Source organism: Yersinia enterocolitica (genome assembly GCA_002082245.2).
GTDB lineage: Bacteria > Pseudomonadota > Gammaproteobacteria > Enterobacterales > Enterobacteriaceae > Yersinia > Yersinia enterocolitica_E.
Map to the genome: position 1 here is coordinate 146,841 of NBTC02000002.1, position 18,475 is coordinate 165,315.

Consider the following 18,475-nt stretch of genomic DNA (forward strand, 5'->3'; position numbering starts at 1 on the left):
CTATGCTTTATCCGAGCGAAGAACAGTTGTACGCCGCTATCGACTGGCAGGATTGCTCTACTGGATTTGAAGATATTCGTTATCACAAATCCAGCGATGGTATTGCCAAGATAACCATCAACCGCCCCCATGTGCGTAACGCATTCCGCCCGTTAACGGTTAAAGAGATGATTCAGGCGCTGGCTGATGCCCGCTATGACGACAATATCGGGGTGATCATTTTGACCGGCGAAGGTGATAAAGCGTTCTGTTCCGGCGGTGATCAGAAAGTCCGTGGCGACTACGGCGGTTATAAAGACACCAGTGGCGTCCATCATCTGAATGTGTTGGATTTCCAGCGCCAGATCCGCACCTGCCCGAAACCAGTCGTGGCAATGGTCGCGGGTTATTCCATTGGTGGCGGTCATGTATTACACATGATGTGTGACTTAACCGTCGCCGCCGATAACGCTATTTTCGGCCAGACCGGGCCAAAAGTCGGTTCATTCGATGGCGGCTGGGGTGCGGCCTATATGGCGCGTATTGTCGGCCAGAAAAAAGCGCGTGAAATCTGGTTCCTGTGCCGCCAATATGATGCTAAACAAGCCTTGGATATGGGGCTGGTGAATACCGTGGTACCTATCGCTGAACTGGAACGTGAAACCGTGCGTTGGTGTCGTGAAATGCTGCAAAACAGCCCCATGGCACTGCGCTGCCTGAAAGCCGCATTGAATGCTGACTGTGATGGTCAGGCGGGTCTGCAAGAGTTGGCCGGTAACGCCACGATGCTGTTCTATATGACCGACGAAGGTCAGGAAGGGCGTAACGCATTCAATGAGAAACGCCAGCCGGACTTCAGCAAATTCAAGCGTAATCCGTAATGCGCGCGGCCACGCTTTACCACTATAGCCTTCCGATGGAAGCGGGAGTGATATTGCGCCACCAGCGGCTGAAAAGCCGCGATGGGCTATTGGTTAAATTACAGCAGGGCGACCAGATTGGCTGGGGAGAAATTGCCCCCTTACCGGAGTTCAGCCAGGAAACCCTGCCTGAAGCTCAGGTTGTGACACAGCATTGGCTGCAAAACTGGGTGAATGGGGCAGAACCTGAATTTGATGCTTTGCCATCAGTTGCTTTTGGCCTTAGTTGTGCGCTGGCGGAGCTGAATCAAACGCTGCCATTAGCGGCAAATTACCGCAAAGCACCACTGTGCACCGGTGATCCAGATGAGCTATTTGCAGTGTTACAAGCACTGCCTGGGGAAAAAGTCGCCAAGGTGAAAGTCGGGCTGTATGAAGCGGTGCGTGATGGCATGATTGTTAATGTGCTGCTGGAAGCTTTGCCGGATTTGACACTACGGCTGGATGCCAATCGTAGTTGGACGCGGGCGAAAGCTGATGGGTTTGCGAAATATGTCAATCCTGAACTGCGTGCACGCATTGCATTTTTGGAAGAACCTTGTAAAACCCGCGCCGAGTCTCGAGAGTTTGCCCGTGACACGGGGATTGCTATCGCGTGGGATGAGAGTGTGCGCGAGGCTGATTTTAAGGTTGAAGCCGAACCCGGCGTGGTAGCGATTGTTATCAAACCGACGCTGGTGGGCAGCATCAGCCGCTGTCAGCAACTGGTGCAGCAAGCGCATCAGGCGGGATTAGTGGCGGTGATCAGTTCCAGCATTGAATCCAGTCTTGGCTTAACCCAACTGGCACGGCTGGCTGATTGGCTGACACCGGATACCGTGCCGGGGTTGGATACACTGAACCTGATGCAGGCACAGTTAGTCCGTCCGTGGCCGGAGAGTCCCTTGCCTATGGTGACAACCGAACAGTTGGCCGTTCTATGGCACAGTTGAATGATTGGCCCTGGCAATATTCTTCTCCCTGGACTTACTCTTCTCCTTGGAAATACTGGGCCAATCTGCGACCTCAGGCGATCGCCATCCGCTCGGGGTCACAACTGATCAGTTGGCAACAATTGGCGGCTGATATCGATAGCCTAGCGGCAGGTTTTCAACTGCAAGGTGTCGCCCCCGGTAGTGGTGTGGTACTGCGTGGTAAGAATAGTCACACATTGTTGATGGCCTATCTGGCGGCATTGCAGTGTGGCGCGCGCGTTTTACCGCTCAATCCACAGTTACCTGATGCGTTGCTGGCACAGCTTCTGCCCCAGTTGGATATTGATTTTGTGCTGAACCTGGCAGCCCCGCTGTCAGCGGCTCTCTGCTTCACGCCACTGGTACTTGATACCGATAACTCCGTTATGACACCGGTTGTCTGGGATAGTCTACGGCTGGCGACGATGACATTAACGTCGGGCTCTTCCGGTTTGCCCAAAGCCGCAGTGCATTCGCTGGCGGCGCATCTGGTTAGCGCCGATGGCATATTAAAGCTGATGAGTTTCACCTCGACGGATAGCTGGTTGCTGTCGTTACCGCTGTTTCATGTTTCGGGGCAGGGTATTGTCTGGCGCTGGCTGAGTGCCGGGGCCACTTTGGTGGTGCAGGAGGGGATGGCATTGCATGATGCTCTGGCCGGATGTAGCCATGCATCGTTGGTGCCAACCCAACTGTGGCGTTTGTTAGCGAACACTGACACTCGTCTAACACTGAAAGAGGTTTTGTTGGGGGGCGCGGCTATTCCAACTGCGCTGACGGAGCATGCCGAAACCCGTGGCATCCGCTGCTGGTGCGGTTATGGGCTGACGGAGTCGGCCTCAACGGTTTGTGCCAAACGTGCCGATGGCTTGCCCGGTGTGGGGGTTGCGCTGGCGGGGCGCGAGGTAAAACTGGTAGCAGATGAAGTATGGATAAAAGCAGATTGCCTTGCGGCGGGTTACTGGCAGCAGGGAAAGTTGCAGCCCATAACCGACAGCGAAGGGTGGTTTCATACCCGTGATCGCGGGATGTGGCGGCAAGGTGAACTGCATATTCTCGGGCGGTTGGATAATCTGTTTTTCAGTGGTGGCGAGGGCATTCAGCCGGAGGATATTGAGCGGGTTTTGTCACAGTATCCGGGGATACAACAAGCTTTCGTCGTGCCGATGGTTGATGCTGAATTCGGCCACCGACCGGTCGCGGTGATAGATGCTGCCGATGAGGTGGATGAGGTGAGTTTATCAGATTGGCTGATACCACAATTGGCGGTATTCCAACGACCAATTGCGTTTTACCGCTTACCGGCGGCGCTTAAGCAGGGGGGGATTAAGGTATCCAGACAGGCGGTTATTGATTTTGTGGCTAAGTTGATTTGATGATCGGGTTCGGTTGATAGACGATTAGGTGACAGGGTTCGGTTGTTAACTCGGTGCTTTAACAACCGAACCTGATCGCCGGCAACCATCAATTGAGCTGATCACCTAATCGGTTACAATAATAATGCTAATTTAGCCCCAGCGCCTTTTTAACCCCATCACCATAATCCGGGTGAACCTGAGTAAACAACGCCACCTGACGGCGCTGAATCTCTTCCGGTACTTGTGACAACTCACCGGCAATGCGGGTAAACATCCGCTGATGCTCCTCTTCACTCAGCAGGTTAAACAACGCCCGTGGCTGGGAGAAGTAATCATCATCCTCACGGTGATTCCAGTGATCTGCTGCGCCTTCCAGTGTTAATGGCGGTTCGCTGAAATCAGGTTGTTCCTGGAACAGGCCAAAACTGTTTGGCTCATAAGTTGCACCATTACCACTGTTACCATCAACACGCATTGCGCCATCGCGATGGTAGTTATGGAACGGGCATTTAGCACTGTTGACAGGGATCTGATGATGGTTCACACCTAAGCGATAGCGTGCAGCGTCGCCGTAGGAGAACAGCCGGCCTTGTAACATCCGATCAGGGGAGAAACTCACCCCCGGCACCACGTTAGCTGGATTAAATGCCGCTTGCTCAACTTCGGCAAAGTAGTTTTCCGGGTTACGGTTCAGTTCGAAGAAACCAACATCAATCAGTGGGTAATCGCCGTGTGGCCACACTTTGGTCAGATCAAACGGGTTGTAAGGTGTTTGTGAGGCTTCATGTTCTGGCATCACCTGAATTTGTAGATTCCAGCGCGGGAAGTCTTTACGCTCAATAGCGTCATACAGGTCACGTTGGGAGCTTTCCCGATCAGTTCCAACCAGTTTTTCAGCCTCATCATCCATAAGGTTTTCAATGCCTTGCTGGCAGCGGAAATGGAATTTAACCCAGAAACGCTCATTGTTGGCATTGATAAAACTGAAGGTATGGCTGCTGAACCCATGCATATGACGATAAGATTTTGGCAGACCACGGTCACTGAAATCGATCGTTAACTGATGCAGAGACTCAGGGAGTTGGGAGAAGAAATCCCACTTATAAATAGGGTTGCGCAGGTTAGTGCGAGGGTCACGTTTAACCACGTGGTTCAGGTCAGGGAACTTCAGCGGGTCACGTAGATAGAACACCGGCGTATCGTTACCCACTAAATCCCAGTTCCCTTCCTCGGTATAATATTTCATGGCGAAGCCACGAATATCACGTTCGGCATCGGCAGCACCACGTTCACCAGCCACCGTTGAGAAGCGGACAAACATTTCGGTTTGTTTGCCTATTTCTGCGAAAATCTTTGCGCGGGTATATCGGGTAATATCGTGGGTAACAGTAAAGGTACCGTAGGCACCGGAGCCTTTAGCATGCATGCGGCGTTCTGGGATCACTTCACGATCGAAATGGGCCAGTTTTTCCAGAAACCACACATCTTGTAATAGCATTGGTCCACGTCGGCCCGCAGTAACGACATTATTATTATCAACAACGGGTGCGCCCGCGGCAGTAGTTAATCCTTTCTTTTTGCTCATCATTTTCTCCAGTATGGCTGTTGAATTGATTGCTTTCTTAGGTGTTTTACAGCATTACATCGCGCCAAAAGCCTGATTGACAAAATAATAATTTAAACAACAACAAGGGGTTATTCTTTGATCTCCACACTAGTTGTAGCCTTATTGGTTGTATTCAGCAAATAGGCATACCTTATCGTTGTTATTGTTAGCATAATACGGACCTATAGCTTAAATATTTACAATCATTTGAATTACTGTGGTATTTAATCGGTTTTTGGTATGTTTATGCTGTTTTTTTCGGTTAAACTCGGACAGGAAAAACCTGTCGGCCAGAGTTTGCTCACGGGTGACATCACGAATAACGAGAGAAAAATATGAAAAAGCATTTAATCGCGTGTGCAGCCAGCCTGCTGTTTGTGGCGGGTTCCGCCAGTGCCGTGAGTTTTAATGGTGAAGTCGGCAGTGATTACACTAATTTAGGTTTTGGCATGGGCACCAACACTGGCGGTTTGGCTATCAATGGTAACTGGGCACGTAGTGATCACGATGGTGATGTCTACGGACTGGGGCTGGGCTTCAACCTCCCCCTCGGCCCAATGATGGCAACAGTCGGTGGCAAGGGTATCTATATGTCACCGGAAGACGGTAGCAGCGGTGGTGCAATTGCGATTGGCGGTGGGTTAACCTATCCGATCAACAAATCGTTCACTCTGTACGGTGAAGGTTATTTCGCCCCGGAAGAGCTGACCAGTGGCATGAAATCCTATAGCGAAGCTAACGGTGGCTTGCGCTGGAGTGTATTCCGCCCGTTAACCGTGGATGTCGGTTACCGCTATATCAATATGAAAGGTAAAGACGGACATCGGGATAACCGTGTGGCGGATGGCGTGTATATCGGCGCTGGCTTAGCATTTTGATTATCCTTCGTTCTTGAAGCCACAGGGGTGTTAGCTTCGCTTGCGAACCCGAATCACTTACTTGTGTAAGCTCATTGGGATGCGTTCGCTTGCTGCCTACCTGCGACTCCAATTACTTTGGATAATACATGAGTAATATTTGATTAAAAAAGGGCGCATTCCTGACAGGATATGCGCCCTTTTAATTGGGGAGGGTATTAGCCGACAGCCGGTAATGCGCCAGTCACTATCCCCACTTGAATAGCAATGACCATCACACCACAGGCAAATACCGCAGCCAGTGCTGGTTTCCCACCCCAGACCCGATAGTGCCCTTGATGGACCTTACGGGCTTTCCACGCCAGCATTGCAGGCAGCAGTAATGCCAGAACTGACAGCGCCACCGCAGCAAAGCCCAATGCCATAATAAAGCCACGCGGGTAAAACAGCGCAAACAGCAGCGGGGGGGTGAAGGTGATAACCCCTGTTTGCAGGCGGCCTCGTACTGAATTACGACGTTTAAATAAGTCGGCCAGATAATCGAACAACCCTAAGGCCACACCAAGGAATGAGGTAGCCAGCGCCAGATCTGCAAACAGGTGTACTGCCAGCTCAACGTGAGGTGAGGCCACGACATCGCGTACCGCTTGTAATAAGCCGTTCAAACCCGCCTGTTGCGCCAAAATACCGACAAAGGTATGAGAGGAAATAGCCCCTAGCGTGGTCAACTGCCAGAAGATATAGGCAACCAGCGGAATGGCGCTGCCGATAATAAATACCCAGCGCAACTTGCGAATATTACCGCCCATGTAATTGACGATACTCGGCACACTGCCGTGGAAGCCAAATGAGGTGAATATCACCGGAATAGCGGACAGTGCCAACCCTTGTTCCAGCGGCAGTGTCAGTAGGTTGGTTTTTTCGATATGTGGCATCATCAGTGCCAGCATCACAATCAGAAAAATGATTTTGGCGCTAAATAAGATGCGATTGAATAAGTCGACTGAGTGGGTGCCGATACAGACCACACCGCCCGCGACCAGTGTAAACAGTAATACGCCGAGTGAGGTCGGAAACGATTGTTGCGTCCATTGGCTGATACTGGTTGCCAGTAATTCACCGGCGCCGCTGATATAGGCAGCAGTCAGGGCATACATCAGAAACATCATACTGAAACCAGTCAACCATTGGCCCCGGTTGCCAAGATAGCGTTTGGCCAAAGTACCAAGCCCGGTATCTGCCGCTTCATGCTGATAAACTTCAACTAGCAGTAAAGCGGTGTAACACATTAATATCCAAAGAGAAATAAGCAATGCAAGTGTGACACCAAAACCCACGCCTGCGGCTGCCAATGGCATCGCCAACATACCTGCACCAATAGTGGTGCCGGCAACGATAAATATACTGCCCAGAGTGCGATTCTTCACGCTTTCCTCTACTACATGACAATTTATTGGAATTATTGAGTGCAGCAGGGTAGTGGATTGCCCTGTTTGTGTCAAATGGACGTTACGCAAGGTGTAAACTTATAGTTACGTTTGTTGGTGTATTGAAAAGTCGACTTTTATCGGGGTTAATTATTCAGATAATAGATAAACGTTGTGTTTATGTAATCAGATTCATAAAGTGAATATATAAGCACTGACGGAGAAAAAAATGATCAGAGTTGAGATGTTGAGTACCGGAGATGAAGTGCTGCATGGGCAGATTATCGATACCAACGCGGCATGGCTGGCTGACTATTTATTTAATCAAGGCTTGCCAATCAGCAGTAGGGAAACGGTCGGTGACTCACTTTCGGCACTGATAGAAGTGCTGACCGAACGCAGTCAGGTTGCTGATGTGTTGATTGTCAACGGCGGGCTGGGGCCAACCAGTGATGATCTGAGCGCTCTGGCCGCCGCACGCGCCGCCGGAACGGAGCTGGTTGAACACCCGGAATGGATCGCGCGTATGGAGGCTTTCTTCCATGAGCGCGGCAGGGTGATGTCGGCGACTAACCGTAAACAGGCACATATTCCGGCTAATGCTGAAATGCTGGATAACCCAGTAGGTACAGCGTGCGGTTTCGCGTTACGGCTAAATAAGTGCCTGATGTTCTTCACACCCGGCGTGCCATCAGAGTTTAAAGTAATGGTTGAACAGCAAATCATGCCACGTTTACGCCAACATTTTGATGTGGCCGAACCCCCATTATGCTTACGTATGACCACTTTTGGCCGCTCGGAAAGTGATTTGGCACAGGAACTGGACCCACTGCGACTCCCTGAGGGGGCGGTGTTAGGCTACCGTTCATCTGCGCCGATTATTGAATTGAAGCTGACCGGTCCTGCCTCGCAACATCAGGCGATGGAACAGGTATGGCAGCAGGTGAGGGAAGTGGCGGGAGATAGCACCCTATTTGAAGGTACGCGAGGGTTGCCGGCATTGTTAGCTGAGCAATTGAACCAACGCGGCTTGCTACTGGCGGTGAGCGAACAATTTACCGGCGGGTTGATGAACTGGCAGTTGCAGAGTGCTGGTGTGCCATTGGCGGGCGGTGAATTGCTACCGGCGCATTGTCAGGAGACATTAGACGAGATTGCCTGCCGTGCACAATCGTTATCTATGTTGTGCGGTGCGCAAGTGGTGCTGGCGGTCGGCGCTATGCAAAATGATCACCTGAGCGTGGCTCTGTATACCCCTGAAGGAACATTTGCTCAAACAGTACGTTATCAGGCCAGCCGTCATGGTCTGCGTATTCGCCAGGAAAGCAGTGCGATGCTGGCGCTGGATATGGTGCGCCGTTGGTTGAATGGTCGCCCGGTGTGCGGTCAGCATGGCTGGCTGGATGTGGTTAAGATTTTGTAGTTAATCAATAACTCTCGATTATAATATAAAGGCGCGTATTTAAATTGCGCCTTTTTTATTATATTCATATTATTTATTACCCTGGTTTTATATTTATTGCTGCTCTGTTGTTTTATTTTTATCTCTTGTTTTATTTTTACACTTGCGTTATTTTCACTTTATCTATTTAACTGCGTAGGTGCTGACTTATATCGATTTTTTTTGAATTACTTGAATCGGGCGGTTTTATTATGATTCGTAATTATTTATATTTTAGTTATGTTAAGTGCCAATTATTATCAAATGCCATCACATGCCAAAAATGAGATGTTATCCTGACTGCTGGCTTGTGTTTGTTTTACCAAAGATACAATCGTCGGTTAATTTTCCTTTTCATAAAAATAAACTACCGCAATGTAAGGAAATATCCACATCTACTAGAGGATTTCTTTTATCGCATATTAAACGTTAAGGAAGGTAATTATGTTCCCTAAGATAAATATGAGTAGTTTGTTATGTGATAAAACACGATTGAGATATTTTGTCACATTATTGATAATGGCTTTTCTGCTAATGTCACCACTCAGTTTTGCCGAAAACCGCCCCGGTTTTGTTTGTGGTAAATTTAATGATCATGTAATGGAAGTGCCTAAATAATATATTATCTACTGGGCGGAATATGAAGGGAAAAGTTCCTGGACGCCTGGCTTTACTAAAAATAAAAAAGGCTGTGATGCCAATTTTACCTCTTTACCCATGATCGCCAGTTGGCCGGATATGCAGCCGGGGGATAAATCGAAATGGTATAAACAGGGGCTGGAGTATGAGGGATTAGCAATCAGCGTCGAGCCATTTAAACGATCCGATACCGATATCACCTATAAGCGTGACTTTTTTCTAAGAAAACAGAATGATAGAACCTTTGATTCGGTTGTTTATATCGATAAATTAGGGCTGTTTTTCGTTAAAGCCACCAGAAAATTATTCCGGGCAGAACCACAGGATAGGAATAGCCCTTATTGGTTTGATGAGGATGTTAATGGTTATTACTGGGCAGAAGTTAACGGGCAAGTGCCGGTGGTATTTGACTGTCAGTGGCTGCCGTTAGAGAAAAGATATTATATCTGTGAGGCCCGTTTTGTGATGCCAGAAATAGGCTCACTGGTTGAAGTCATTTTTACAGTAGAGAAATTACCGCAATGGAGAGCCATTGTTAGCAGTACTCAACAATTTCTTTTATCGCATATTAAACGTTAAGGAAGATAATTATGTTCCCTAAGATAAATATGAGTAGTTTGTTATGTGATAAAACACGATTGAGATATTTTGTCACATTATTGATAATGGCTTTTCTGCTAATGTCACCACTCAGTTTTGCCGAAAACCGCCCCGGTTTTGTTTGTGGTAAATTTAATGGTCATGTAATGGAAGTGCCTAAAGAATATATTATCTACTGGGCAGAATATGAAGGGAAAAGTTCCTGGACGCCTGGCTTTACTAAAAATAAAAAAGGCTGCGATGCCAATTTTACCTCTTTACCCATGATCGCCAGTTGGCCGGATATGCAACCGGGGGATAAATCGAAATGGTATAAACAGGGGCTGAGGTTTGAGGGATTAGCAATCAGCGTCGAGCCGTATAGACGATCTGATACTGATGTTGCTTTTATGCGCGATGCCTATCTTAGACTTAGAAAATACGAGAATAAAACCTTTGATCCGGTTGTTTATATTAATGAATTAGGGCTGTTTTTTGTTAAAGCCACCAGAAAATTATTCCGGGCAGAACCACAGGATAGGAATAGCCCTTATTGGTTTGATAAGACGATTAATGGTTATTACTGGGCAGAAGTTAACGGGCAAGTGCCGGTGGTATTTGACTGTCAGTGGCTGCCGTTAGAGAAAAGATATTATATCTGTGAGGCCCGTTTTGTGATGCCAGAAATAGGCTCACTGGTTGAAGTCATTTTTACAGTAGAGAAATTACCGCAATGGAGAGCCATTGTTAGCAGTACTCAACAATTTCTTTTATCGCATATTAAACGTTAAGGAAGATAATTATGCTACAGCAAAATAGCAATGCAGGTAAGTTACAACTTAATGCCGCCGATCTGGTCTGCGCCCGGCAATTATTAGAAGCAAATAAGGAGAGTAAAGACCCCGGCCCGATGTATGATTTTTTAGCCAGCAAAGGCGATCGCTATGCCATATTAGCCAATGGTGTGGCTAGGGGGGATTCTATCGCTGGTGCCATGGCTATTCACAATATGGAAAGTGTGGGGGGTCGTCATAATAAGCCCGTCACTGAAACGGATATTAAGCATATTCGTTATGATATGGCGCACGGCTATCTTGATACCCAACAAAACGGCTCTGTCGCATTAGTGATATGAAGTTGGCAAAAGTTGCGTTGTCGGTTATTTAGGCGGCCAACAGATAAAATTGTTCTGCCGGTGATAATCCCCCTCCGGTAGGATGCTGAAGTTGCCCTTTACGTATCATGTGAACTAACTCAATACCTCCCAATATCGTCTGTGCCCGCCGAAACGATTTGAATCCCTGCATGGGTCGTATACGGCGTTTGATATTCCGTTGATCTTGTTCAACGAGGTTATTCAGATACTTGTTCTGCCTAACAGTAATGGTTTCTTCTTTTAGTTTGTCAGCGCTGCCGTGTTGGCGCCACTTTTATCGATGGTCACTGTTTCAGGTTCATCGCGGTGTCTAATGGCCTTGCTAAAGAAACGTAATGCAGCTGCAGCATTACGTTTGGTGGTCAGCAGGAAGTAGATGGTCTGGCCTGAAGTATCCACTGCCCGGTATAGATATTTCCACTGCCATTTGATTTTGATATAGGTTTCATCCATGCTCCACAGACGACCTCCTTAGCGTTTATGTCGGCGAAACGCCTTATCCAGTAATGGCACCAGGCGGATAACCCAGCGGTGGACCAAGGCGCTGACATTCCATTTAGTTGTTCGCTCCTGGCTGATCGCCATGCTCCTCCAACTGTTGCACCTCAACAAATACGCCGTCAGGATCGTATTCAAGCCGGAGTCTTTGCAGTTTCTCCCAGTTCTCTGCGGCGAAGCACATGCTGGTCTCGCCCGCCCTTGTCTCAAGATCGTACTCGTTGATATAACTGCTACGAGCAATCTCCTGAAGCTCGTCATACATCCGTTTTAACCAATATTGATTGACACTGTCATCTTTTGCATCATCCCACTGTGCGTAGGTCGATACAAAGAACTTGCCGTGTGCCGAAAAGGCTGCTTGCGGATAGGTGGTCACACCCCGCCAGAGAATCGTTGTAAGGGTACTCCGGGACGGCGCGTCTGATAAATACCGGGATAGGATGGAAACCAATTCTTGCGTGTTATCTGTAAGGATATTGTCGGCATAAAACCTTTTTGATACCACCATGCTGTTGAACTGCTCGTAAATGGCCTCGAAGTTTGAGGGCTGATTGATGGCCAAGGCTGTAAGTGGCAGCTCTAGGCTGGTTTCAAAAGATTCGCGTAGCGCTTGCGCCTCTTGCGGGCTATCGGTAAACGCCAAAATATTTAACAGCACTGTTGGTGTGCCACCCGATGTCGGGGGGCTGACAGACATCATCACCTGAAGATTTGTAGGGGGAGATGCGTCTTCAAGTCTCGCCAATAAATCGTGCAAATGCGTGAAAGGTAGCGTATATGAGCTGTTGGTTATTACCCGAGGCAATGAGTAGCAACTGAGATAAAAACGGGTCACAACAAAAAACGAACAGGGTCCAGCGCCACGAGCGGCCCAGAACAAGTCTGGCTCCTGGGTTTCGGAAACATGTCGTAAACGACCGTCTGCGGTGACAATGTCCAAGGCTTGTACGTTGAATACGCTCATTCCTCCCCATTGGCTACAGTTGATCCCGAGCCCTCCCCCCAACAGGAATCCGCTGATACCCACTTCTTTTACATGCCCTGTCGGAAAAGCCAAACCTTTAGCCGCCAGTGCATGACTCAATTGACCACTACTGACCCCAGGTTCAACGATGGCGCGTTTGCGCCGGCTATCGATATCAAGTCCCTTCAAGCCGGAAATGTCCAACATCAGCGTATCAACGCGAAGAAAACAACCGGAGTAATTGTGCCCACTTCCACGCACGCTCACTTCCATGCTTCGCTCCTTGGCAAATACAACCGCGCGAATCACATCGGCCTCAGTCGCAGCGCGTACTATTCCAGCAGGTCTACGTGTTGGGCCTCGACCATTCCAGACGCTGGTGAGATACCACTCATCAAAGGCGGGATGCGAAGCAAGACGAACCTCGCCATCCAGTTGCGATGCCAGCTTCAGTAGAGACCGAGAAGTCTGCGTAGCGGCGGATATTCCCAGATCCTGGCTGACGATGGAATAGAGTCGTTTCGGTTTGAACTCCAAGTGAGTCTTGATGTGGGAATTCAAGCGGCCGCACTCGATAAGATTAATTCCTCTTTCGAATGCATAGCGATACACGGCAGACACACCCAAGGTGTAAGGGCTGAAATCGGAACTCTCAAAATCCATGCCGGCCGACCAGACATGGAGAGCGCCGTCTTCCTCGAAGCAGATAAAGCCGCTGACAATTTGCCCGTTCTGTTCTACGACGATAAGGCGAACCAAATCGCCGCAAAAATGGCAAAAAACAGCCAATTGTGATTCTGGCCAATAATAGGGCGTCCCCAGCCGTTTGGTGGTCAAATGATACAACCGGGCCAGTTTCTCAATTTCATTATCAAAGGGAGGAGCAAGTATTCGAACTTTGGCATCGCTGTGGTTGAAGATACGAAGCTGGCGTATCATTTCGTAATGCCCATAGTTGGGCAAAGGCTGCACAAAACTGTCAAAATCCGGAAAAGCATCCAGTTCGATTGAAAATTTATCCGCCATGTAGTTTATATTTAGCCCATTACGTTGAGCCTCACGCAAGAGCACACCATCCTGTACATTGAGAAAACAGAAATAACGTGCCTGCTCAGCCTGTGCGATAGCCGTAATAGCATCGAATATTCGTGCGTAAAGACTCGGGTCGTGACTTAACGTCGGTATCGTGGTATCCGTACAATGTATAATATGACTAAACAGTCCGCGCTCTTCAGATCCTACCGAGAGCTTAGTGGAGGAAACCAATAACCCTAACGGATCAACGGACCGAAATTCTTGAAGATAAATCGGGACCAGCGCAATCAGCCTCCCCTCGTCTCGCGCAAGCAAATAGAAAATTTTACTGACGTTTAACAACGGTGATTGCTCAGCCGCGATAAGAAATCGCAGATCGTAAAATAGGGGCGCCTTGCTTTGAAGAAAAAACGCGCGATACTCAGCAGGATCCAGGTCTTTAGCACTATTGAGAATATCAAGGGTTGTCGTCATTAAAGCCTCCACGGTTTATTGGATTGGCAGATAACTTGACTGAATGGCAATAGGCAACATTAAAAAAACAGCATGTTACCTTTCTGCACCTTAATGCGACAGAAGCCCCCGCACTCCTGATTTTCACTTATTGCAACAAAAGCCTTTTCTTCTTATTGTGCTGTGTATCCACCATCTATCGTAATCGTTTGTCCAGTAATAGCTGTCACGTTATCTTCTGCAAGAAAAACAATAGTATGTGCAACCTCTTCCTGAGTGGTAAAACGCTTGTTTGGCATCATTTCTATAAATGTCTTTTTATTGTTTTCACTATGGCCTAAAAAACGATCAAACATTTTTCCTTCTACGGGCCCTGGGGAAATCGAATTAACCCTAACTCCAGTAGTTGCAACTTCCAGAGCTGCTGTTTTGGTCAATCCCTCAATTGCGTGTTTACTTGCAACATAAATCCCAGTGTTAGGAAGGCCAACGATACCAGCAATTGAAGATATATTGATGATGCTACCTTTTCCTCTTTCCACCATCACAGGAATTTGATATTTCATCGCCAGCAGAGTACCTAATACGTTGGTATTGAATACCAAATGAAAGTTATCTTGGGTTACGGCTTGGATCTCTGCAGTTTCACCTACCGTGCCTGCACAATTTACAGCTACATCCAACGAGTCGAATCGCTCCAGAGTCATCTCGATAAGGTGCTTTATATCTGATTCACTATTCATATCAGCATTAACATAAAGTACGTCTTTATTAATGAGTTTGAGGGAATTTAATATCACTTCTCCTTCTTCGGGTCGGCGACCTGAAAACACGACATTATAGCCCATTTCAGAGAATAGCTTAGTCGCCGCATTCCCAATCCCAGAAAGCGCCCCCGTTATCAATATTGTTTTTTTCATGTAATACCTATTTTTATAGAGTGTAACTCGATACATGCCATTGCCTTAAAAATACACTTATGGCAACTTCAGTTAATTTTTATTTAAAAACAAAAATTAAAACAAACATGACAGTTTAAAATACTCACACCCTACATATTCACCGAAATTTACTGTTCCTATACCCTAGACTAGGGAAAATGATTTTCACAGCCCGTTATATTAATATGAAATATTTCTTATGGTAAAAAACATATCTCAGTGTTAAATACCATAATTACAGCATTAATCGACATAATCAATTGTAGTTAGTGGGGGAGTTGAGTTTTCTCCCAAAAAAAACATCAATAATTCTTATTTAAAAAACAAATAAACAACTTAAATAACTAATTATTTCAATTAATTGTGTTTTATTTAAATAGAAAATGACTCTTTTACAGCATCTATGGATGCAACTAGCATTCTTGAATACACTGTATATACTTTCTATTAAACCAGTTATCGATAATCTCTTAAGTAGGATATGAATTGCAGATGACTATGATGTGACTAAATAGAAAGGAGCCGATATGATGGTAAGTACTGGTTGTTATCACATTTATGGCGTCTGTGGGACACGCGATTATAGCCTGTTCATTGATTATGTGTGCGAGTCGATCCCAACACATGAAATGTATTTATTGCAGCAGATAGAACTTTGCCCAGATCAGATATTACATGATTGGCAAGTTAGTCAGAACCCTCAGATTTCCGAAGTGTTTGAAATAGAGAACGTTTCCTCCGAAGAAGATGCTGAAGAAGCGGTCTTATTTTGGAGAGCATATTTTAGTTCACTTGGCGAAACGGTCATTGATGGCAGGCATGTAGGTGATACATTTAGTCGACCTTAATGAGAATGGTACACCCGAGGTGGAGAATTAAAAATCATCTATCAGATTAATCACGGGAATGTAAAAAAAAGCTATATTTAATAATTGATTTTAGATGATATATTTTATCTTTTTAATTAAAGATACATTCAATTTAAGTTGAAGTTTATGGTGTGTATATTATAGAAGATTTAAAATCTGACGTGCGGAGTATGTCTCATAAATTAATGGCTAGTAATTTCGTGATAAATATAAGTAAAGTTCAGATGGCAAACACTTTTTATGGGCCATGTTTAAATATGAAAAATACTGAATTAAATAATTTAAAAACGAAATTGTTATTTAATAACGATGTTACTAATGAGTTGAATTCATCATTTGGACAAGATGTCATTAAAAAAATGATACCGCATCGTGAGCCATTTCTTATGGTAGACAATGTGGAACTGATCAATCTGGAGCTCAGGTTAATACAAGCAATAAGAAGAGTAGACGAAAAAAACCCAGTATTTGATGGTCATTTCCCCAATGATCCTATATATCCAGGTGTATTGCAACAAGAGAGCATGTTTCAAACCGCGCTTATTTTGATGTATTTTCTGTTAAATGAAACGGCTATACCACCAGTAGAGGATAATATTATTAACGCGGTGGGAACTCGAGTCTATGATGTCTTTCATTTGTCTGCAGTACACCCCGGTGAATTAATGACTATTCGCTGCTGCATTACAGAGTACGACTCATTTATAGCCACTGCCATTGTTCAAATCACGGTTAACGATCAGATCGTAACCATCGGAAAAGGAGAATTTTATGTCTACTGATCGTATCGTTGTTACAGGCATTGCCATTAATACTCCCATTGGTGACACATTAGATCTCGTGGGCAATAATTTATTATCTGGAAAATCAGCCATTGGTTACTGGCGCAATTTTGATACCAGCAACATCTATTCAAAGATTGGCGGCCAGCTACCTGAGTATGATATTAAAAGCAAGTTGCACTCGTTTAGAAACCGTATCCCAGAAAGCGTGCTTGCCCGTGCGGAGAAGGTCTTTAAACAAACTAACACAGGTGTCCAACTTTCAGTATTGATGGCAATGGATGCCTGGTTAGACGCTGGGTTATTTGAACAAATTATTGACCCTTTTGATTGCGGAGTCATTTGTGGGGGCCATAACCTTTCTGATAAATATTTACTTGATCAGCAAAAGATTTTCTCTGATGAACCCGAATTTATTGATGCTTTTTCCGGGTTAAATTCGCTTGATACGGACCATTCATCTTCTGTGGCCCAGGTATTAAATACCAAAGGATTAGCCTATCTGGTTGGTGGCACCTGTGCTACGGGGAACATTGCTATTCAGGCGGCAATCAATGCAATTACAGTAGAAAAAAAACAGGTAATGGCCGTTGTTTGCCCAATGGCCTCTTTCCACCCGATGATGTTACATTCGCTGACGATTTTAGACGCTATCTGTTATAGCCAGTATCAAGATACTCCCACCAAAGCCAGTCGTCCCTATGACATAAATCGCAGTGGCTTCCTGCCGTCTGAAGGCGGTGCAGTCTTAATACTTGAGCAAATAGACCATGCCAAAAATCGGGGAGCTAGAATTTATGCTGAGCTTCTTGGTGCCAATGTTAACTCTGATGCCAACCATTTAGGCGATCCCTCTCATGAAGGGCAAGTTCGGGTTATTCAAGATGTCCTAAAGAAATGCAATATCTCCCCAGAGCAAGTTGATTATGTCAGTGCGCATGCCACCTCTACTAAATTAGGGGATATTGTAGAATTAAAATCAATTAAAAAAGTGTTTGGTACGCATGCGGAAAAACTGATTATCAATGCCCCAAAATCCTTGCTGGGGCACACGATGTGGTCATCTGGTGGCGTGGAAGCCGCGATAGCCATTTGGCAAATGAGGCAGGGTGAATTCCACCAATCACATAATATCGAAACCCTTGATCCCGAGGTCGAATTAAATGTTTGTGCCTTTGGGAATGTAAAAAAAGAAGTTAATATTTTTCTAAACAATTCTTTTGGTATGGGTGGGATTAACAGCGCTAGCTTATTTGGTCGATACCATGGTTAGCATGAACCTTTTTATCAGCGGTGGTGCCAGTGGCATTGGACGGAGTGTGGTCATTGCGGCTTTAGGCAAAGGCTGGAATGTTGGTTTTAGTTACTATAATAATAGGGATGGCGCACAACAACTTCTTGATATCGCCGCCGCACAGTTCCCACAACAATTATGTCGCGCTTATGAACTCGATGTTACCGACAGCGGCGCAGTAGAGTCAGTAGGTGACTGCCTTCTCGCCGATTTTAGCAATTTTGATGCGGTTATTTGCAATGCCGGGATAGATTTACCTGGCAATTTGGTTTCGATGACTGATGAAGATTGGGCTTTAGTACTTAATACCAATTTAAGTGGCTCGTTCTATCTCATTCGTTATTTCTTGCCTTTATTTCTTGCCAATAAATATGGGCGCATTGTCACTCTATCTTCCCTCGCTAAAGATGGGTCATCAGGACAAGCGGCTTATGCTGCATCAAAAGCCGGTTTGGTCGGGTTAACTAAAACAACGGCGAAGGAATATGGACGTTTCGGTATTACGGCCAATGTTGTTGTCCCAGGCTTAATTGATACCGAAATTATTGGAAATGACATTAAGGGTATTAAGAATTTTTTTGCTCAACATGCGCCAGTGGGAAGGCTAGGTTCCCCCAGTGAAGTAGCTGAGGTCATTTTATTTCTTGTAGCTAAAGAAAGTAGTTATGTAAACGGCGCGGTTTTCAGTGTGACCGGTGGCATTGACTGGGTTTATTAACTT

14 protein-coding genes and 3 pseudogenes are annotated in these 18,475 nt (G+C 46.2%); 12 read left to right on the plus strand and 5 right to left on the minus strand.

Features of this window, described 5'->3' with window-relative positions; genetic code table 11:
- The first annotated feature begins 2 nt into the window (after nucleotides 1-2).
- Genes A6J66_002010 through A6J66_002020 form a run of 3 tightly spaced genes read left to right on the plus strand, consistent with a single transcriptional unit; the run spans nucleotide 3 to nucleotide 3,228 of the window.
- Nucleotides 3-860: a 1,4-dihydroxy-2-naphthoyl-CoA synthase gene (locus tag A6J66_002010; GenBank protein ID PNM23069.1), complete on the plus strand. Its 858-nt coding sequence runs from the start codon at nucleotides 3-5 to the stop codon at nucleotides 858-860.
- Nucleotides 860-1,831, plus strand: a complete 972-nt coding sequence (locus A6J66_002015) for an o-succinylbenzoate synthase (GenBank protein ID PNM23070.1) — start codon at nucleotides 860-862, stop codon at nucleotides 1,829-1,831. The genes A6J66_002010 and A6J66_002015 overlap by 1 nt, the downstream gene beginning before the upstream one ends.
- Entirely contained in the window at nucleotides 1,819-3,228 is a 1,410-nt protein-coding gene (locus A6J66_002020) for an o-succinylbenzoate--CoA ligase (protein ID PNM23071.1), read from the plus strand. The genes A6J66_002015 and A6J66_002020 overlap by 13 nt, the downstream gene beginning before the upstream one ends.
- 127 nt (nucleotides 3,229-3,355) lie before the next feature.
- On the opposite strand, the gene A6J66_002025 is transcribed toward A6J66_002020, so the two are convergent.
- On the minus strand, nucleotides 3,356-4,798 hold the full coding sequence (locus A6J66_002025; protein ID PNM23072.1) for a catalase: 1,443 nt from the start codon (nucleotides 4,796-4,798) through the stop codon (nucleotides 3,356-3,358).
- A 353-nt stretch (nucleotides 4,799-5,151) separates the two neighbouring features.
- On the opposite strand from A6J66_002025, the gene A6J66_002030 reads away from it, so the two are divergent.
- Nucleotides 5,152-5,694: a porin gene (locus tag A6J66_002030; GenBank protein ID PNM23073.1), complete on the plus strand. Its 543-nt coding sequence runs from the start codon at nucleotides 5,152-5,154 to the stop codon at nucleotides 5,692-5,694.
- Between the two features lie 197 nt (nucleotides 5,695-5,891).
- On the opposite strand, the gene A6J66_002035 is transcribed toward A6J66_002030, so the two are convergent.
- Complete coding sequence (locus A6J66_002035; protein ID PNM23074.1) at nucleotides 5,892-7,100, minus strand: tyrosine transporter TyrP; 1,209 nt, start codon at nucleotides 7,098-7,100, stop codon at nucleotides 5,892-5,894.
- Between the two features lie 229 nt (nucleotides 7,101-7,329).
- On the opposite strand from A6J66_002035, the gene A6J66_002040 reads away from it, so the two are divergent.
- From A6J66_002040 to A6J66_002055, 4 genes and pseudogenes are all read left to right on the plus strand, one after another.
- Nucleotides 7,330-8,523 (plus strand): competence/damage-inducible protein A, encoded by a 1,194-nt coding sequence (locus tag A6J66_002040; protein PNM23075.1) that lies wholly within the window; start codon nucleotides 7,330-7,332, stop codon nucleotides 8,521-8,523.
- A 462-nt stretch (nucleotides 8,524-8,985) separates the two neighbouring features.
- Nucleotides 8,986-9,759 (plus strand): annotated as a pseudogene (locus A6J66_002045) (hypothetical protein).
- An 11-nt stretch (nucleotides 9,760-9,770) separates the two neighbouring features.
- On the plus strand, nucleotides 9,771-10,550 hold the full coding sequence (locus A6J66_002050) for a hypothetical protein (GenBank protein PNM23076.1): 780 nt from the start codon (nucleotides 9,771-9,773) through the stop codon (nucleotides 10,548-10,550).
- 11 nt (nucleotides 10,551-10,561) lie between these two features.
- Nucleotides 10,562-10,867, plus strand: a pseudogene (locus tag A6J66_002055) (hypothetical protein).
- A 55-nt stretch (nucleotides 10,868-10,922) separates the two neighbouring features.
- On the opposite strand, the pseudogene A6J66_002060 reads toward A6J66_002055, so the two are convergent.
- From A6J66_002060 to A6J66_002070, 3 genes and pseudogenes are all read right to left on the minus strand, one after another.
- Nucleotides 10,923-11,452, minus strand: a pseudogene (locus A6J66_002060) (IS6 family transposase).
- A 19-nt stretch (nucleotides 11,453-11,471) separates the two neighbouring features.
- On the minus strand, nucleotides 11,472-13,889 hold the full coding sequence (locus tag A6J66_002065; protein PNM23077.1) for an FAD-binding protein: 2,418 nt from the start codon (nucleotides 13,887-13,889) through the stop codon (nucleotides 11,472-11,474).
- 152 nt (nucleotides 13,890-14,041) lie between these two features.
- Nucleotides 14,042-14,788 (minus strand): KR domain-containing protein, encoded by a 747-nt coding sequence (locus A6J66_002070; protein ID PNM26867.1) that lies wholly within the window; start codon nucleotides 14,786-14,788, stop codon nucleotides 14,042-14,044.
- Between the two features lie 548 nt (nucleotides 14,789-15,336).
- Between A6J66_002070 and A6J66_002075 the strand changes: the two genes are divergently transcribed.
- The 4 genes from A6J66_002075 to A6J66_002090 all read left to right on the plus strand — a co-directional run bounded on the left by A6J66_002075 (nucleotide 15,337) and on the right by A6J66_002090 (nucleotide 18,472).
- Nucleotides 15,337-15,657, plus strand: coding sequence for a hypothetical protein (locus A6J66_002075; GenBank protein PNM23078.1), 321 nt, complete (start codon nucleotides 15,337-15,339; stop codon nucleotides 15,655-15,657).
- 344 nt (nucleotides 15,658-16,001) lie between these two features.
- Nucleotides 16,002-16,460, plus strand: a complete 459-nt coding sequence (locus A6J66_002080) for a 3-hydroxyacyl-ACP dehydratase (GenBank protein PNM26868.1) — start codon at nucleotides 16,002-16,004, stop codon at nucleotides 16,458-16,460.
- On the plus strand, nucleotides 16,450-17,733 hold the full coding sequence (locus A6J66_002085; protein PNM23079.1) for a beta-ketoacyl-[acyl-carrier-protein] synthase family protein: 1,284 nt from the start codon (nucleotides 16,450-16,452) through the stop codon (nucleotides 17,731-17,733). The genes A6J66_002080 and A6J66_002085 overlap by 11 nt, the downstream gene beginning before the upstream one ends.
- Nucleotides 17,726-18,472 carry a 3-ketoacyl-ACP reductase gene (locus A6J66_002090; protein PNM23080.1) on the plus strand — a complete coding sequence of 249 codons (747 nt, stop codon included), beginning with the start codon at nucleotides 17,726-17,728 and terminating at the stop codon, nucleotides 18,470-18,472. Before A6J66_002085 ends, A6J66_002090 begins: the two co-directional genes overlap by 8 nt.
- Nucleotides 18,473-18,475: the final 3 nt, after the last annotated feature.

What these genes read in the sequence shown, in the direction of transcription:
- A6J66_002070 (PNM26867.1), bottom strand. Translation starts at nt 14,788, where the DNA reads ATGAAAAAAACAATATTGATAACGGGGGCGCTTTCTGGGATTGGGAAT.
- A6J66_002050 (PNM23076.1), top strand. Translation starts at nt 9,771, where the DNA reads ATGTTCCCTAAGATAAATATGAGTAGTTTGTTATGTGATAAAACACGA.
- A6J66_002065 (PNM23077.1), bottom strand. Translation starts at nt 13,889, where the DNA reads ATGACGACAACCCTTGATATTCTCAATAGTGCTAAAGACCTGGATCCT.
- A6J66_002015 (PNM23070.1), top strand. Translation starts at nt 860, where the DNA reads ATGCGCGCGGCCACGCTTTACCACTATAGCCTTCCGATGGAAGCGGGA.
- A6J66_002075 (PNM23078.1), top strand. Translation starts at nt 15,337, where the DNA reads ATGATGGTAAGTACTGGTTGTTATCACATTTATGGCGTCTGTGGGACA.
- A6J66_002020 (PNM23071.1), top strand. Translation starts at nt 1,819, where the DNA reads ATGGCACAGTTGAATGATTGGCCCTGGCAATATTCTTCTCCCTGGACT.
- A6J66_002025 (PNM23072.1), bottom strand. Translation starts at nt 4,798, where the DNA reads ATGATGAGCAAAAAGAAAGGATTAACTACTGCCGCGGGCGCACCCGTT.
- A6J66_002010 (PNM23069.1), top strand. Translation starts at nt 3, where the DNA reads ATGCTTTATCCGAGCGAAGAACAGTTGTACGCCGCTATCGACTGGCAG.
- A6J66_002090 (PNM23080.1), top strand. Translation starts at nt 17,726, where the DNA reads ATGGTTAGCATGAACCTTTTTATCAGCGGTGGTGCCAGTGGCATTGGA.
- A6J66_002030 (PNM23073.1), top strand. Translation starts at nt 5,152, where the DNA reads ATGAAAAAGCATTTAATCGCGTGTGCAGCCAGCCTGCTGTTTGTGGCG.
- A6J66_002085 (PNM23079.1), top strand. Translation starts at nt 16,450, where the DNA reads ATGTCTACTGATCGTATCGTTGTTACAGGCATTGCCATTAATACTCCC.
- A6J66_002040 (PNM23075.1), top strand. Translation starts at nt 7,330, where the DNA reads ATGATCAGAGTTGAGATGTTGAGTACCGGAGATGAAGTGCTGCATGGG.